The 16,520-nt window shown below is 41.2% G+C and carries 7 protein-coding genes and 1 riboswitch; of the genes, 3 read left to right on the forward strand and 4 right to left on the reverse strand.

All coding sequences use genetic code 11. The annotated features are described in order from the left end of the window. From nadA to ACFO3G_RS00590, 3 genes are all read left to right on the forward strand, one after another. On the forward strand, window positions 1-924 hold the full coding sequence (gene nadA / locus ACFO3G_RS00580) for a quinolinate synthase NadA (protein WP_380076991.1): 924 nt from the start codon (window positions 1-3) through the stop codon (window positions 922-924). A 308-nt stretch (window positions 925-1,232) separates the two neighbouring features. Beyond that, window positions 1,233-2,975 carry an IdeS/Mac family cysteine endopeptidase gene (locus tag ACFO3G_RS00585; RefSeq protein ID WP_380076993.1) on the forward strand — a complete coding sequence of 581 codons (1,743 nt, stop codon included), beginning with the start codon at window positions 1,233-1,235 and terminating at the stop codon, window positions 2,973-2,975. A gap of 70 nt (window positions 2,976-3,045) precedes the next feature. Continuing rightward, window positions 3,046-3,900, forward strand: coding sequence for a fimbrillin family protein (locus tag ACFO3G_RS00590; protein ID WP_380076995.1), 855 nt, complete (start codon window positions 3,046-3,048; stop codon window positions 3,898-3,900). Window positions 3,901-4,508: 608 nt separating this feature from the next. Here ACFO3G_RS00590 and ACFO3G_RS00595 read toward each other — a convergent pair. The 4 genes from ACFO3G_RS00595 to ACFO3G_RS00610 form a co-directional block, all read right to left on the reverse strand. After that, on the reverse strand, window positions 4,509-4,733 hold the full coding sequence (locus ACFO3G_RS00595; protein WP_380076997.1) for a hypothetical protein: 225 nt from the start codon (window positions 4,731-4,733) through the stop codon (window positions 4,509-4,511). A 242-nt stretch (window positions 4,734-4,975) separates the two neighbouring features. After that, on the reverse strand, window positions 4,976-10,819 hold the full coding sequence (locus tag ACFO3G_RS00600) for a DUF4465 domain-containing protein (protein ID WP_380076999.1): 5,844 nt from the start codon (window positions 10,817-10,819) through the stop codon (window positions 4,976-4,978). Between the two features lie 192 nt (window positions 10,820-11,011). After that, window positions 11,012-11,198: riboswitch (cobalamin riboswitch) on the reverse strand. A gap of 845 nt (window positions 11,199-12,043) precedes the next feature. Continuing rightward, window positions 12,044-12,313 (reverse strand): hypothetical protein, encoded by a 270-nt coding sequence (locus ACFO3G_RS00605; protein ID WP_380077001.1) that lies wholly within the window; start codon window positions 12,311-12,313, stop codon window positions 12,044-12,046. 155 nt (window positions 12,314-12,468) lie between these two features. Then, a complete protein-coding gene (locus tag ACFO3G_RS00610; protein ID WP_380077003.1) occupies window positions 12,469-16,332 on the reverse strand; it encodes a DUF4465 domain-containing protein in 3,864 nt (1,287 codons plus the stop codon). Between the last annotated feature and the right edge of the window lie 188 nt (window positions 16,333-16,520).

Below are 16,520 nucleotides of genomic sequence, written 5' to 3' on the forward strand. Positions count from 1 at the left end.
ATGACTAACCAACAATTAATATCAAAGATAGAACAACTCAAAAGGGATAAGAATGTGGTAATCCTTGCTCATTATTATGCACGTCCCGAAGTGCAGGACATAGCAGACTTTATTGGAGACTCTCTTCAATTGGCAAGGCAGGCAGCTACAACTCAAGCAGATATTATACTTTTTTGTGGAGTGCATTTTATGGCAGAGACTGCGGCTATCTTGAGTCCGACGAAAAAGGTGCTGAGTCCTACTCCTTATGCAGGTTGTTCTTTGGCTGAAGGGGTGACTGCAGAAGATTTGCGCAAGTGGAAGTCTGACCATCCGGGAGGGCTTGTCGTGAGCTATGTCAATACAACTGCTGAGGTGAAGAGCGAGACTGACTATTGTGTCACTTCATCCAATGCGCTTGAAGTGGTGGAGCGCCTTCCTAAGGATAAACCAATCCTATTTGGTCCGGACAAAAATCTCGGTACTTATATTGCTCGCAAACTTCATAGAGATATGGATATTTGGAAGGCATGTTGTTTTGTCCACGATAGAATAGACGCAGACAGTCTGCTTGATATGGCAGAGCAATATCCTGATGCTGATATTTTGATTCATCCGGAAAGTTTGGGAGCTACGAGTGATAAGGTCCTCAATCATCCAAGATGCTTTATGTACAGCACATCCGGTATCTTGTCTCATGCAGCCAAGTCGAATAAGAAACGCTTTGTGATCGCTACGGAGCCGGGTGTGATGCACTTGCTAAGGAAGAATAGTCCGGAGAAAGAGTTTATCCCTGTGCAACCGAGCAACCTCTGCTATCACATGAAAGAGGCGGGCCTTTTTGAGGTGTATGAGGCTCTTAACAAAGAACAATATGTGGTAACAGTGCCGGAGGATATTCGAAAGAAAGCAGAGCTTCCGCTTAATCGTATGCTCAAAGGCTGATCGGAATTTGTCTATATGTGACATTTACTTACGCCCACTACTCTGATATCAAATGATTTATGGAGGAGTGGGCTTTTTGTTGGCTTTCCCTGTGTATGGATATAAGATACAAGGCATCTATCATCTTATAGGATATGTCAATGGGTTGAGGGGCATTTGCATATTTGTATTTCATGGCTTTTAGGATACCTTTGGAACGCTATCCCCGTTTGTCGAGTTTTATCAAAATTAGTGATGGGGAATATGAGCAATAATTGTACTATTGAAATATGAACTTATATCGGATTTATACAGCCATTTGCCTCTTCATGATGGGAATCCTTCTTGCATTGTCTTCTTGTACCAAAGACCTTGGCTTGGAGCATCAGGAAGTGTCGGTGTCATTTGAATTGAGCAGTCTGAGAGGAGAAGCATCCATATCCAATGTTTCTAAGCAATCTTTTGTTGAAGGGGATCGTGTTGCCTTGTTTGTAGGCTCTACCGCTTCACATCCTATTGTACTCACATGCCAGCGAGATGGCAGTTGGCTTCCTAAACTCAAACAAGAGCAACTTGTGAATGTCGATAAGCTGACAGCTTGCTATCCGGCTGTCGACAATTTTGAGGCAAGCCAAGGATCACTTACCCTCTCTCTGCCTACCAATCAGAGTGAGCGAGGATTGTTTGACAATGGCGATATTCTTCTATCTCAGATAGCCGTCAGTCGCATAGACAAAGATCTTCGGATGACATTTGCCCATGCGATGCATTGTCTCCGGATACATCTCGAATCTTCCGATCAAGAAGCTCTACCCGAGGATCTAAAGGTCAAAGTGAGAAGCTCTATTCAAGGCAATTTGTCTTTGTCTTCGGGGGAAGTGCAAAATGTCGATGATATGAGTTGGATAGAAACTTATTCGATAGGGAATAGTACATATCTTGCATTTGTTTATCCTCAGGCTCTGAGCAAATTAAAGGGGGCTGAAGGGTGGATCAAACTCTACTCAAAAGGTAAAGAATCCGTATTTGAAGCGCCTTCCACCATCCATGACAATGGGTATCTTTTGGCAGGGCACAGCAGTGTGGTTAATCTTAAGGTAAGACAAGGCAATCCTGCTACCCCTTCTTCACCGGAAGAAAAAGATTGGCGCAATGTCAAACAATGGATATATGGTATCAATTCTCCGGTCTTTGACGAAAAGACTGCCCAAGAGTTACCTATGGCGAGCACTCGATATCAGCCCGGTCAGTGGATCAATTATTACTTCGGAGAACCTAAAGAATATATGGCAAGATTGCCTTGGTATGAAGGATGTGGCTGGTACGATTGCAATAAGACATATTGGCGTGACCATGATAAAGATGGACGAATGTGTTGGGCCGCATCTTCCTCCAATATCTTACATTGGTGGCTTCGTATGAATGCTCCTTACGTCAAAGCCTATGATCAGAAATACCGCAATACGAGCTATTTCAATAAGTTTGCAAGACCCGATGCTTCTTTTTCGACCAAGTTTAAGAGTCATATCTTCCAAATGTTTGTCGACAACTTTACCGATCGTGGTGCATGGGAAGGGGTCAGCTGGTTTATTGCCGGACAGTGGGGCGGTACTTCGGGTTGTACCAACAAAGAGTTTCGAGAGCAGTTTAGAGGCTATTTCAAAGAGGTATTTGATCCGGATAATATTGGCGGCATGGTAACTAACTATAAGACTCTTAATCGTGAAAACTTCAATCGTGCCATCAAAGATGCTTTGCTTCATAAGAAAGCTGTCAGCATAACTATCAACAACAACCATGCAATGACTTTGTGGGGAGCTGAGTTTGATCAGAATGGAGAAGTGTCATACATATATTATGTCGACAACAACTATGGCGATCAGGATGAAGATTTTCAAGGGGGAGGTTCATGTATTCGTACACAAATTGTCTATAAAAACAATCCCGGCACAGGGCTAAGAGAGCAAGCCTATATGAGTGGTGGTAAGATACCTATCACTGCAGCCACTGTGTTTGACCTTCGGCGTAAGGTATGGGAAAAGGCTTTTCCAAATGTTGTGTTGTCTGAATGAAACACGTGCGAGGATAGATTTATTAACTCTGAGGAACCTTACGGCTACCCTCACATAAAACAATATTAAAATGAAGAAATTATTTTTGGTCTCAGCAGCCTTAATACTATTGACCGCATGCTCAAAAGATGAGAAAAGTATTTGGTCTAAAGATGATGGCCGCCTCAACATTGTGACAAACATCAATCCCATGAGGGTATCTTCTGATGAATCCGGCAATGAAAGATTTACCAATGGAGATAAAATCCTTATTACGATGAGAGATGAAGCTTCGAATGTTTTGTATGCAGATTACGTAAAAGGTGAAAGTAACTACTATTGGTCTGACTTTGCTTTTGGAGAATCGGTGCGCAAAGTAAGTTTTGCAGGGTGCTATCCCAAGCCCGAGAATCATGTTACATCTTTTGTCTTTGATGTTACTTCTGCGTCCACCAAAGACCTTCTATTGGCTCCGGAAACTTCTTATGACAAAGGCAACAGCTTTGTTCAACTCATCTTTAGACATGCCATGTCTAAATTGGTTGTCAACTATTCAGTAGGAAGTGGTGTAAATGAAGAAGACTTGCCAAGCGTAAAGACAGAACTGACGGCTAAGCCATCTTGTAATGTTGATATTATCGCATCGACAGTCGTTGCAGATAATAAACCGGCTGTCAAATTTGAAGAGATTGGTAAGAATGTGTCTTTTATGATTCCTCCTCAAAAAGTACAGGGAATGAACTTGAGGATTATGTTTAAGGGGAAAGAAAAGATATTCAACTTGAAGGAGCTGTTTACAGAAAATAATATGCAAGATGATAGTCTGATCGGGGGAAAGAAGATGGTTGTCAACTTGGCTGTTACAAAAGATGATGTGCTGTTTGTAAGCACTAATATTCTTCCTTGGGAGGAACAAGGGAGGGTGAATGGTACAGTCTCCCTCTAAAAAACAAAGGCTAATGGGAAATCTTGTCGTTGGCTTCAGGTAAGAAAATCTTATCATGTACACGGGTACACTCAAAGTTTTCTTCCTTTGCTGCCTAAATCTTTCCTCATTAGCCTTTGTTTTTCTCTGAGTAAGTTGGAAAACTTTTCGTTGGCATCGGGTAAGAAAATCTTATCATGTACACGGGTACACTCAAAGTTTTCTTCCTTTCTCAATTGATTTGGTAGACTTTGCAGAATGGATGAGATACAAGGCGCTGAGGTTGAGTTTGAAGGGATCGTACTTTTGTACGTGACCGATAGCGAATATCGAAAGCAACGCAGTAGTTCGCCATTATGCAACAGTCTGTGTTAGCCTTTGTTTTTCTCTTCATGAGTTGGAAATCTTGTCGTTGGCTTCAGGTAAGAAAAGCTTATCATGTACACGGGTACACTCAAAGTTTTCTTCCTTTCTCAATTGATTTGGTAGACTTTGCAAAATGGATGAGATACAAGGCGCTGAGGTTGAGTTTGAAGGGATTGCACTTTTGTACGTGACGGATAGCGAATACCGAAAGCAACGCTGTAGTTCGCCATTATGCAACAGTCTGTTAGCCTTTGTTTTTCTTTTCATAAGTTGGAAATCTTGTCGTTGGCATCGGGTAAGAAAATCTTATCATGTACACGGGTACACTCAAAGTTTTCTTCCTTTCTCAATTGATTTGGTAGACTATTGATGTTCGATAAAGCTATTGGAATAGTATCAATCCTGGATTTTATAAAAATAATATTAGCAATTGCATTCTGAGCATTTACTGTCATCTGTTCTGTCCGGTTAGCTTGTTCTTTGCGCATGGTTTTTATCAGACAGTGAATTTGGTATTCCAAAGGGAGAGACCAGCTTTTAAAAAGGAAGTAATAGCAAAATAATGCGATTGAGTACGCTAAATATGTCATTTTTACCTTTTATCGGATAGCAATGATGTGTTTGATTGCAACAAAAAGGGCCGCACTCCAACTGAGGAATGCGGCCCTTTGCTATTGTATCTAACAGCAAAACGGAGGGTTAATCATCTCCTTCTTGCCATGAATTTCGTTTATCTCATGATAAGCTTCTGGCGTACCACTTCGGTACCCTTGTGAGCTACCATGATATATGTTCCTTCCGGAAGATTTGCATCTCTAACTTCATCGTTGGAAGCAGCTACAAACTCGTTTACGAGCGATCCGTCCATTGCATGGAGCTTGATTGTATAGCCTTCAGCATCCTTAACAAAGATTTTGCCATCAGCCAAGTAAGCTCTTACCTGAGAAGAGAACGGCACTTCAGCAGAAACATTCTTCGGTTTATCGCAGTTGAAGTTGTCGATTGCGAAATAAGAAGGTACCACATCGCCGTAATTATTACTGCGGCTTCCCTTTGTTGAAATGGCTATTGTTTTTACCTTTCCTAATTTAGAGAGGTCTACCCACTTCCAGTTCTTCTCGATAATCTCTTTTCCTCCGGTATAATTTACCAAGCTGTCTGTGACAGTTTTTCCATTATCTCCGGTGAATGTGACTACAAAGAAGTCGCCTTCTTTGACTGGATCTTGTTTCTGTCCGGGGTCTCCATTTACGAAGAAGCTGTAGGTCCAAGAAGTAAGTGCAAGCATCGTACCTTTGACCTGTGTACCCATATCGCCTGCAGCAACATTGATAGTTGCGGCACCTGTGAAGCTTGAGTAGTATCCTACTGCATAGTTGTCAGACTTGTATCCTCCCTTTGCTACCACATTGTACTGGTCTGTACCATTGGAATAGTTTGTAAAGGTTGAGTCCTTAGAATTTGTGTATGCGAATCCACTCCATGATCCGTAAGCCGGATTGTATGAGTTGTTGAAGAGGTACTGTTCGCTTACGAATCTCGTATTGTTTACGAACTTGGCTTCAGGAATTTCCAATCCTTCGAACGTAGCAGTCTTAAACTGGTCTTCGCCGTCTACTGCGATCACGTATGCAAAGGTTGAGGCCTTAGTTCCGAGAGCATCGGTTACGGTTACCGTGATCTTTTCGGTCTTATTGACAGTCACTTCGTTTTGCGCTGTCTTACCACCATCAGACCATTCATACTTATAAGGAGCAAGACCCCCGCTTACCGATACGCTTACAGTTGCCTTCTGTCCTTTGACAGCTCCGCCATCTTTTACAGTCAAGACGATTGGTCTTGGACTTCCATTATAGTCGTCGATGTAAACCTTGCCTTCACTCACAATCTTGAGTGCTCTCACATTGCCCAGCTCGGCTGTGTGGATATAATAGAACTCATCTTCTGATGGCTCTACTGTCATCGTATCTTCAGTGGTTTCGCCCTTGAGGTTATCCTCGCGGATAGCTGTGATGGTGACGCTCTTTTCGTTCATCATCATAAAGCCCGGCTGTTCGATAGCTTTCTTTGTGTTTGTTACATAGATAGTTGCTTCGTTGCCGGTCATCTTGGCTACTTGGTTTGTGTCCCACTCAGTTCCGTTAGGATCTTTTACGATTTCGAATCCTACAAACTTGTTGCTTCCACTATTGAATCCACCTTCGAAATGATCAATCTTCAAAGGATCATCGAAGTTTGAAGGAAGGATTGGGTTGCTTGCTGTTCCGAAGTGAAGTGGTTCTAACTGTGTTTCGAGGTCATTGATACCTACAGCGACAGCATATACCACATATTCTGTATCAATATCAAGATTCTTGATTGGTATCAAGTTTTCTTTCGGTGCGAGCGGTGCGCTCATACCGATTTCTTTGATCTTTTCGGTTGTTGGAGCTTCGTCATCCTTCTCTTGAATTCTATAATAGAGGGTTGCAAGCTGATCGGAAGTGACCACAAGGTCGGCAGAATTGCCCTTTATGTTGTCAGCCTTAAATACTGAGATAGCAGGAGCTGTGTCAGGAATATCGTACTCAGCTTCATACGCACCTACAGAAGGATGCTCTGCATTGCGAGTTTTGCCGATGATATCTGTTTTGACCTCTTCCATAGGAAGTGCAAATGCTACTTCAGCCTTGTTTCTTGGAAGGTAAAGTTTCTTACTTGCAAACTTCACTTCTGCCACTTTGCTATCCTTTTCCCCGGACTTCTCAACCCATGTCTCATAGTTGAGATCTTCATTTATGGTTTCAGCAAATTTGTCAGCATCTGAAGCAAATAGGGCATTGTTGTGGAATGTTACGGAAGGATCAAATGTAGCATCCTTCTTACCTTGCATTCTGTAGACAAATCCATTTGCTTTGTTTTGGATGATGTTGTTTGCAATCTTGATGTTCTGAGTCTTGCTTCCGGGTGTGATAAAGATAGCTTTAGAGTTAGAAGCATCTTCTCCATCAATGACAATTGTATTATAAACAAAGTCAACATTGGTAGACAGCGTACGATCTCCAAACTTGACTGCTGTACTTTGTCCTTCCACATTTTCAAGGTGGATGGTATTATTTGCCATCAGAAGGTGTGCATCCTTGTCTCTGTTTTCATCAGGAACGTTGAAGCCTCTAAAGTCGAAAGCATCGATTTGCTTTGAAGAGTTCTTTACGCTTACCATATTTGCGCAAATCTCAGACTTGCCAAGACCTCTATTCATATCCATACAGGTTACCTTGCCACCACCATCTTTCTCGAAGAGGAATTGGTTGTTGTTGAATTTGAAGTTGGCATATCTATTGATGTAGACAAGTTTACTTCCGGCATCGGTAAAGATATTGTTTGTGATAGTAGCACCACTTGCAGCCGGTTTGGCAACTCCCAGGCAAGAAGCCAATTCAAGACCTATATATCCACCCTCAAGTTTAGAGTTGGTAAGGGTGAAGTTGTTGTTGTTTTGAGGCACATCTTTAGACTCCATCTTGATGAGTCTGGTACCCGGTCTGAATCCTGTAGATTTCTTTGCTGTGATGGTACAGCTGTCTATCGTAACATAGTTGGCTCCGTCCGAAATCAAAACAATTGATTTGTACTCGGTATCTCCACCATCAATGGTAAGATTTCTAAGCGTGAGGTTGTCTATGCCTTTTATTATGACAGCATTTTCTGCACCATACTTAGCCGCACAACGAATAATTGCTTTTGTGCGATCCTTGCTTTTTGACTCAAGAGTAATGGTGTTTTCAGAAGATGCACCTTTGACCTCCTTGATTGTAATATCCTTGATATCGTATGTGCCGTCTTCGAGTACAATATTGACAGGTCCGTCGATACCCTTTTCGAGGTATTCAAAAGCTTCTTGAATCTTTTTGAATTTGGCATTTCCTGAAGCTCCAACGAGGATATCTCCACTGATACCTTTTACTACTTTGCTTTCTCCTGCTGTAGAAGTAAAGTCTTCGATAGCGGGATCGATTGATTCGAGCTTAGCCGAGATAACCTCATCAGGCTTAGCATTTGATGCGATTTGAGCCACAAACCAGAAGTAATGAGGTCTGCTTAGCTCTATCTCTTTGCTGCTAACATCCAATACACATTTGCCATTTTCTACCATGGCAGAAGCAACTTCGTCGGATGCGCTGAACTTGTCTGATTTGCCGCTGAAATAGATTTTGGCAGAAGCAATATTGTCGCTTACTGCAAAAGTCATCTTACCCAACTTGGCAGCACCCTTTTCGCCCTCTACATTTGCAGCAATCTTGAGCAGACCTATTGTACCGCCCTTGGTTACACCTTCATCATTTGCCGCAACAGATGTTTCGGATACCACCTTCGTTATCTTGCGATCTCGAGGAATGATAGAAGAGACAGCGATTTCCCATCCTTCGCAATAAGTTGTTGAGCAGTTGAAATGAACCGTCAAAGCTCCATCTTCTGATGTAGATGTGATGTCAAACGGATCATCAGACTTGATGGTCTTTCCTTCGAAGATAGGAGAGCCTTTAGCTTCCAATCCATTATATACCTTAAATCTTGCATTGTAATTGTAGGCAAAGCTTAAGATATGGAAGTGTACTTTTTCTCCCGGCTTGCCCGGTTTGAAGGTTACGGTTGATTCGCCCTCAGAGGCTTTTCCACTGATACCTCCATCGTCATAATAGTATAGATCGGATGTTACAACTTTTTCAGCTGTACCATTTTTCGGTTGTAGGAAGATATTTTTTACTTCTCTTCCCTTTTCGGGAGTTGGATGATCTATTCTGAAGTTTTTTTGGTCTGCCTGGAGTTCTTTGAGACCTACAAGTACCTGTCCGTCACAAGGAGCGTCTGCTCTAAGGTCGGCTGTCACACAGAAATAGTTGTTGTACTCCCTCAGTTGGTCGAGGTTGTCAAAGTCAGCGCCGCTAAATGTAATATCTTCGGCACCTTCTTGTATGGTTTTTTCAGCGACGAGATCTTCGTCAGCAAATTCGTATTTGTTATTGCTCTGGTATAGTTTGATTTTCTCAAGGTACTTAGCACTTCCATTGAGGCTTAGTACAACTTTGTCGAGCCCAATTCTTGTTATATTTCCTTGCGTTACCGCATCAATACCAATCAGCTTGGCATCTTTGGTACCCGGCGCTACAATGTCGAGAGTTATCGGAGTGATCGAAGCCGAATCGGGTGTCATGACTTGAGGTTTATAAAGGCGTGCTGAGGCCTCAATACCATCGCCGAATCCTGCATTCTCTCCATCTGTATGGAAAAGTATTGTCAAGAATTTGCCTGTGCTTCGGATTATCTTGCCAACATAAGCCTCTTGGTCATTGCTATTGTTAATATTAACAAGGAGTGTACCATTTTCACCTTTTCCGTCATAGACTTTAAGGAAAGGCGCCTCTGGTGAGTAGGATGGGAATGAGATTTTGATCTTGCTAAATACAAGTTCCGGAACCATTTCACTTTCTGTTGCTTCGAGTGTGAGAATGCGATCACCTTTGCTTGAGTCATATTTGTATGAGCTTCCGGCCGGTGTTTGAGATTGAATGTTTACTCCCAGATTGTTGAGTGAAAATTCTCTCTTTCCCAGATCAAGCATAATGGTACGATTGATCTGAAACTCTCTCGCATTGCTCTTTTCGATATTGCCGGCTTGGGAAATCTTTTCGTAAGTCTCATTCCCTGCCTTAAAGTCAGTAAGATCGAATGTTGCCTTAGCTTTGTCTGTGGCATTTTCTGATACATCTACCGACAAGAACAGGTAATTGTTACCCATACTGAGTTTTACGTCAGAGAGGTCAAATACAATCTCTTTCTTGTCTGCAATGTTGATTTGCTTAATCTCTTTGGCATCTTTAAAATCGTCTGTGCCACGTCCAACAGAAAGTCTTGCTGTGCTGAAGAAAGGCAGAGATGTGCTGAAGACAATCTTATTGAGATTGATAGAAGCATATCCTTTCGTTTGAAGGTTGATACGCATTACTTGCACATTGCGATCGCCGATATTAGCCTTATTGTTGAGGTTTTTTTGATCGGTGGTTACTTTGACAATCTCCATAGGAACATCAATAGCAACCTGCTTGACAACAGCTTCCCATCCTTGATAAGGACCGGAGCCCCATGTCGGATTGCTTTTGCAACTAAATTTTACAGTCAAAGATCCATCTTTTGCCTCAGATAGCACTGCAGCTTTTTTGAGGTCTTTGACGAATAGCTTGGAAGCTGTCAAAGCACTGCTGCCATCATAAATATTGAGGTCAGAAGTGTTGCCTACTCCGTGAGCATAATCACTCCAAAACAGATCGATCTTGCTAAAATCTATCAAGATCTTTTTGGATGGATCTTTTGGTTTAAAGGTCACTGTACCATCAAAATTTTCTGAGTAAACAGCATCCTTACCTCCATCATCATAAAAGCTGATGCCGTCATCTCCTACAAGATATGTATGCTTGCCACTCTCCATATTCAAAGGATTGGGTGCATCTTGTATTGCTTCTTGAGCAAAGATGCTTCCAATGGAAGTGAGACAAACCAACATACTCAGTAGGAGTAACTTGGTAAATTTTGTCATAAACTTTTGGTTATTAATTAAACATTAAACTAAAATTCCACATTGTCTCTCACCATCTCGGCTTTCATTGAAGAAGTGGATGTCTAATGTATCAACCAATCAGAACGATTGGCACATCGAAACAATGGCAATACAACACTCTTGTCATTGCCATAAAGTCCAACACCCGCCCCTGACTAAATCCTCGAAAGTCATGAGAGCAACACAAAGGCAGGTCTTCCGGCTTACTTCTGGATCTTGAGCGCCTTCCCAACCGAACTTATATGGCCAGTGGCATCGTGCGCAGATCGTAATAGCAAAGCTTACGGCAACGGGACTGCTTAGGACTTGCACCTAATTCCCTTTTAATCGGATCGATATCTCCTTTTACAAAATCAAGCAGAAAGCAAGATGCTTACCTTGATTATTGACCGGTTTGATTGAATACCAAATCCGAACCTTTGCGCTACAAAGGTACAAAACGATTTTGATATAATATGTTGTAAATCATATACTTGTGTTATCTTAAAGTGTTAAAATGAAACCTAAATTGCCTATTAGATGTTCATTCTAACACTTGATTGGGCTTTAGGCTTTCCTTGTTGATGTGTTTTTGCTATTTATAGTGAACAGATTGATGAGAATATCTTCGTAATTTTCGATTTGTTTTATCAAGAGTTGATATTTAATAAATCAATTGGTTTATGTAAATAACAAATGCAGACCTGTCTTACAAACACTATTTATTTGTCTTTATATCATCGTTTTTCTGGTCTGTTTTTGAATAGATTTATTGTCAAATAGAACGAGATATCTTATAAAGTAGTAAATAATGTTAATTTATTTCGCTTGTTTGTGGGCATAAAACAGCCCTTTTTGACTTACGAATGAGGCTCATTCTCCACAAAATCAAAAAGCGATAGGACGAAACCGTCCTATCTGAATGTTAATATATGTATAGACTACTTTTTATGGACAAATTGGCGGCTTAAAAACCCACTTCAGGCCCCCTTTTTTGGAAGGTCGCGCGACTTGCAATCCATTCTCGCGCTACCTTGAACCTATACTCGCGCGAGGTTGCACCCGAAGTAGCGCGACTTCGCATGTCAAGGTCGCGCGACAACGGATCGAAAGTCGCGCGAGAATAGATTGCTTGTCGCGCGAGCTTATTTGTTAAAATAGCGCATAAAAAAGCCCGTTTCGTACTAATAAAACGGGCAAAGTCGATAGGAAGGTCGGGTAACCCTAACCCTCGAATTTATGAATTTGTGCTTGAATCAGTGTTGCTTGAGTAGCTTTTTGAGTATTAGATGCAGTAACAGTATTTAACAAATAAACCTCTCTATTGACTAGCTTCACAGCCCAATAAGAAAGTCTATTTCTAAGATTGTGTTTGATGCTTATAGAGTCCTTGATTTGTACCTCTTCAATAAGACATACTTTACCGACTTGGAAGATGCTTCTGCCAAGCGAAATAACAATTAAAAGCAAGGTAAGTAATATGCTTATTTCCATGGGTATAGATATTTATTCACTGCCCAAGATACAAAAAAGGATTGTCTTTTACAACAACAAAAGGGCCGCACTCCAACTGAGGAATGCGGCCCTTTGCTATTGTATCTAACAGCAAAGCGGAGGGTTGATCATCTCCTTTTTGCCATGAATTTCGTTTATCTCATGATAAGCTTCTGGCGCACCACTTCGGTACCCTTGTGAGCTACCATGATATATGTTCCTTCCGGAAGATTTGCATCTCTTACTTCATCGTCAGATCCGGCTACAAACTCGTTTACGAGCGATCCGTCCATTGTATGGAGCTTGATCGTATAGCCATCAGCATCCTTAACAAAGATTTTGCCATCAGCCAAGTAAACTCTTACCTGAGAAGAGAACGGCACTTCGGCAGAAACATTCTTCGGTTTATCGCAGTTGAAGTTGTCGATTGCGAAATATCCCGGAACCACGTCTCCCCAATCATTCTTTCGGCTACCTGTTGTAGAGAATGTCAAGGTATTTACCTCGCCGAGTTCGCTGAGGTCTACCCATGTCCAGTCGGTCATCATGAACTTCTTGTCGTCACGATAGTCTACAAGGTAAACATCCTTTTTATTTCCGTTGTCACCCTTGATGGTCACAAAGAAGAAGTCTCCTTCTTTAACTGAAGATTGATCGCCTTGTCCTTCTTTAAAGAAGGTGTAGGTATATGCTGTCAACGTCATCATTGTACCCTTGATCTTGGTTTTGAGATCGCCTGCAGCGACAGAGATCCTGCTGCCATCAGGCATACCGGGGTATCCAACAGCATATTTCTCAGAGTTGTATCCACCTTTTGCTACGACGTTGTATTGATCTGTACCATTGTCCCAGCTTGTGAAAGTAGAGTCTTTGGCACTTGTGTAAGCAAATCCGCTCCAAGACTTATAAGCTTCATTGAAGTTGTTGTTGAAGAGATACTGCTCATCGACAAATCTCTGATTGTTGAAGTAAAGAGCTTTCGGCACTTCGAGATTTTCGAAGGTAGCTACCTTAAATCCATCTTGAGCTTCTGCAACAACAAAGTATGCAAAACCCTCTGCTTCTTTACCTTGAGCATCAGTGACTTTGACCTTGATTTTGGAAGTCTTTTCTGCTACGATTTCGTTTTTGGCCGTCTTAGTTCCGTTTTCCCATTCGTAGGTATAGGGACTTAGTCCATCCTTAACGATCACTTCGACTGTACCTTTCTGACCTTTGACAGCTCCGCCATCCTTCATGATAAGTTGCATAGGTTTGGGGTCACCATTGAAATTGTCGATGTAGACCTCACCTTGGCTTTGGAGTTTGATAGCTCTTACCTTGCCGAGTTTAGCACTTTGAATATAGTAGAATTCGTTGTCTGAAGGTTCTACTGTCATGATATCTACGACAGTCTCACCCTTAAGATTGTCTTCTCGAATAGCTGTTATGGTAACTTCCTTTTCATTAGCCATGAAGAATCCGACCTGTTCGATAGCTTTCTTGGTGTTGATTACATAGATGGTCGCTTCGTTGCCGGTCATCTTGGCTACTTGGTTCGTATCCCACGGTTCATTGTTAGGATCTTCTGCGATTTCGAATCCTACAAACTTATTGCTACCACTAATGAAGCCACCTTCGATCTCTTTGATCTTTCGATTGTCATCAAAGTTAGATGTTTCAACAGGGTTAGCTATGGTTTCAAATGTAAGAGTCTCGGGGGTAGTTTCAAGTTGGTTGAGAACTCCGGTTATAATTGCATAAACTTTGTATTCGGTTTCGATCTCCAAATGGTCGATAGAGATGCTTATCTCTTTATTGGAATCAAGAGATGCTTTTTTGCCCTTGGCTTTGATCTCTTCTGATGACGGAGCTTCGAGGTCGCTCTTAAGCACCATGTAGGAGATTGTAGCCATCTGATCTGCGGTTACATTAAATGAAGCTGATTCGCCCTTGATATTTTCAATGGCATATTTAATCAATGTAGGAGCATTGTCCGGTACATTAAACTTGGCTTCATAAGCACCTACAGAAGGGGTATTTGTATCACGCTCTGTGCCGGTAATGTCTGTTGTAACTTCCTTAATTGGAAGAGCGAAGTTGACTTGATCTTTCTTTTTTGGCAAGAAAAGACCGGCATTGACAAATGATACATTCTCAACCTTACTATCTTTATCTCCCGTAGCTTCTACCCAAGTTTCAAAGGTTTTGGTTGTGTATTCTTTGTTTGTAAAGTATGCGAAGTGATCTTTATTGATGGCAAAGACAGCGTTGTTGCTAAATGATACAGATGAATTGAGTTTATCGCCATTCATAGAATAAACAAAGCCATTAGCCTTATTGAGGATAATGTTGTTTATGATTCGGATATTCTCCATCTTGTTGTTTGCCATCATCTGTAAGGCAATAGAACTTTCGCACTCTTGCCCTTCTATTACAACTGTATTATAGACAAAGTCTATGTTTGTTGAGCTTGACCTGCGATCAAATTCAATGGCCATTGAGTTAGCCTTAACATCTTTCATGTGAAGGATGTTGTTGTCTACAAAGAGGTGTGCATTCTTTCTGTAGAAAGTATTGTCATTTTCATTGAAACCTCTAAAACAGATTCCGCTAATGTGTTTAGCCGGCTCAATTATTGAGATCTTATTTCTTGAGATGCGGCTATCACTACCCATGCCCTTGACTATGGCAATACATTCGAGTGTGCTGCCATTGGCATTCTTCATTTCAATTTGGTTGTCTTCAATGATAAAGTCGGAAAAACTATTGATGTAAAGAGCCTTACTTACTGCATCTTTGATAACATTATTTTTAACCAAGGCATTGAATGCCGGAGTTTCTGCAACATAGCCTATTCCTTCAATCTCCACACCAATATGTCCACCTTCGATATAGCTATTGGTCAGTGTGAAGTTGTTGCAGTTATTGATGTAGCTTTCTCTCACTTCCAACTTAACTCCTCTGATGTCATTACCTTGATTTGTTGTAATTACATCACATCGATCGATGGTAATATTATTTGAATGATCCTTGATAAGAATATTCGCAGTATATTTTTCGTCATCTGTCTTAAAGGTCAAATCCTTAATTGTAAGGAAGTTGAGGTTGGAGATAGTAATGGTTCCTTGGTGAGGTGAACTGTAATTTACAATATTACTCTTAACTCCTTCGATAACGACCTTCTTGCGATCTTTGCTTTGTGAGGTGAGGGTGATTGTGTTGTTATCAGATGTACCCGGTACATTTTGAAGTACTGCATTATCACTGTCGTAAGTCCCATCTTCCATTGCGAAAACAACGGGTCCGTCAATACCTTCTTTGAGCGAATCAAAGGCCTCTTGAATAGTCTTAAAATCTGCTTTATCAGAATTTCCTATCACAAAGTTTCCACTAATGCCTTTCACGACTTTTGTGGTAGCTGTTTCAGTTGTGAGATCTGAAACTGCGGGATCTGCCGAAATAAGTTTGGCTGAGATAACATCTTCGGGCTTGGCATCTTTGGATATATTTGCTACAAACCAAAAATAGTAATTGGTGCTTTTGTCCAATTTCTTTGAGCTGAGGTCAAATACACATTTGCCATCCTTAGCTTCTGCTGTTGCTATCTCTTCGCTTGCAGAGAATTTGTCATAAACACCTGTCGAGTAAATTTTACCGGAAGTAATATTGTCACTGGTTTCGAAGGTGACTTTTCCAAGAGAAGTTTCATTGATATCTCCTGCTACTCCCACTTCCAATTTGAGCAATTCTTGTGAACCACCCTTTAGAGAGCCTTTAAAGTCTTTGCTAATCGTTGTTTTAGCATTGATAGATTCAATTGCTCTATCTTTTGGAACGACTGTCTTGACTTCAATATCCCAAATTGTACGCACATTCTTTGCTTCGAACACGATGGTAAGAGCTCCATCTTCACTGTCGGAGAGGATGTCATCAAGTTTATTGCCCCTCGCTGTTGTTTTGAATTTCCCTTCGAATAGGAGCTTCCCTTTATCATCCTTCCCGGAATAGACATCAAATCTACTGGTGGAGATGGTCATTTCATTGATGTGAAGAGTTACCTTTTCATTGGGGTTTTTGGGTATGAATGTAACTGTTGATTTAGAAGCTGTTTAAATTTAATTGAAAAACAATCTTATACAAGGTGTTAATATATTGAATATCAGTAGGTTAGTTGATTTATTATTTGTAACTTTATGATTATCAAACAATTAAAGTTATGGAACAA

This window comes from Falsiporphyromonas endometrii (genome assembly GCF_042654485.1).
Lineage (GTDB): Bacteria > Bacteroidota > Bacteroidia > Bacteroidales > Porphyromonadaceae > Porphyromonas > Porphyromonas endometrii.

Coding starts and splice junctions, on each gene's coding strand:
- nadA (WP_380076991.1), top strand. CDS start 1: ATGACTAACCAACAATTAATATCAAAGATAGAACAACTCAAAAGGGAT.
- ACFO3G_RS00585 (WP_380076993.1), top strand. CDS start 1,233: ATGATGGGAATCCTTCTTGCATTGTCTTCTTGTACCAAAGACCTTGGC.
- ACFO3G_RS00590 (WP_380076995.1), top strand. CDS start 3,046: ATGAAGAAATTATTTTTGGTCTCAGCAGCCTTAATACTATTGACCGCA.
- ACFO3G_RS00595 (WP_380076997.1), bottom strand. CDS start 4,733: ATGCGCAAAGAACAAGCTAACCGGACAGAACAGATGACAGTAAATGCT.
- ACFO3G_RS00600 (WP_380076999.1), bottom strand. CDS start 10,819: ATGACAAAATTTACCAAGTTACTCCTACTGAGTATGTTGGTTTGTCTC.
- ACFO3G_RS00605 (WP_380077001.1), bottom strand. CDS start 12,313: ATGGAAATAAGCATATTACTTACCTTGCTTTTAATTGTTATTTCGCTT.
- ACFO3G_RS00610 (WP_380077003.1), bottom strand. CDS start 16,332: ATGACCATCTCCACCAGTAGATTTGATGTCTATTCCGGGAAGGATGAT.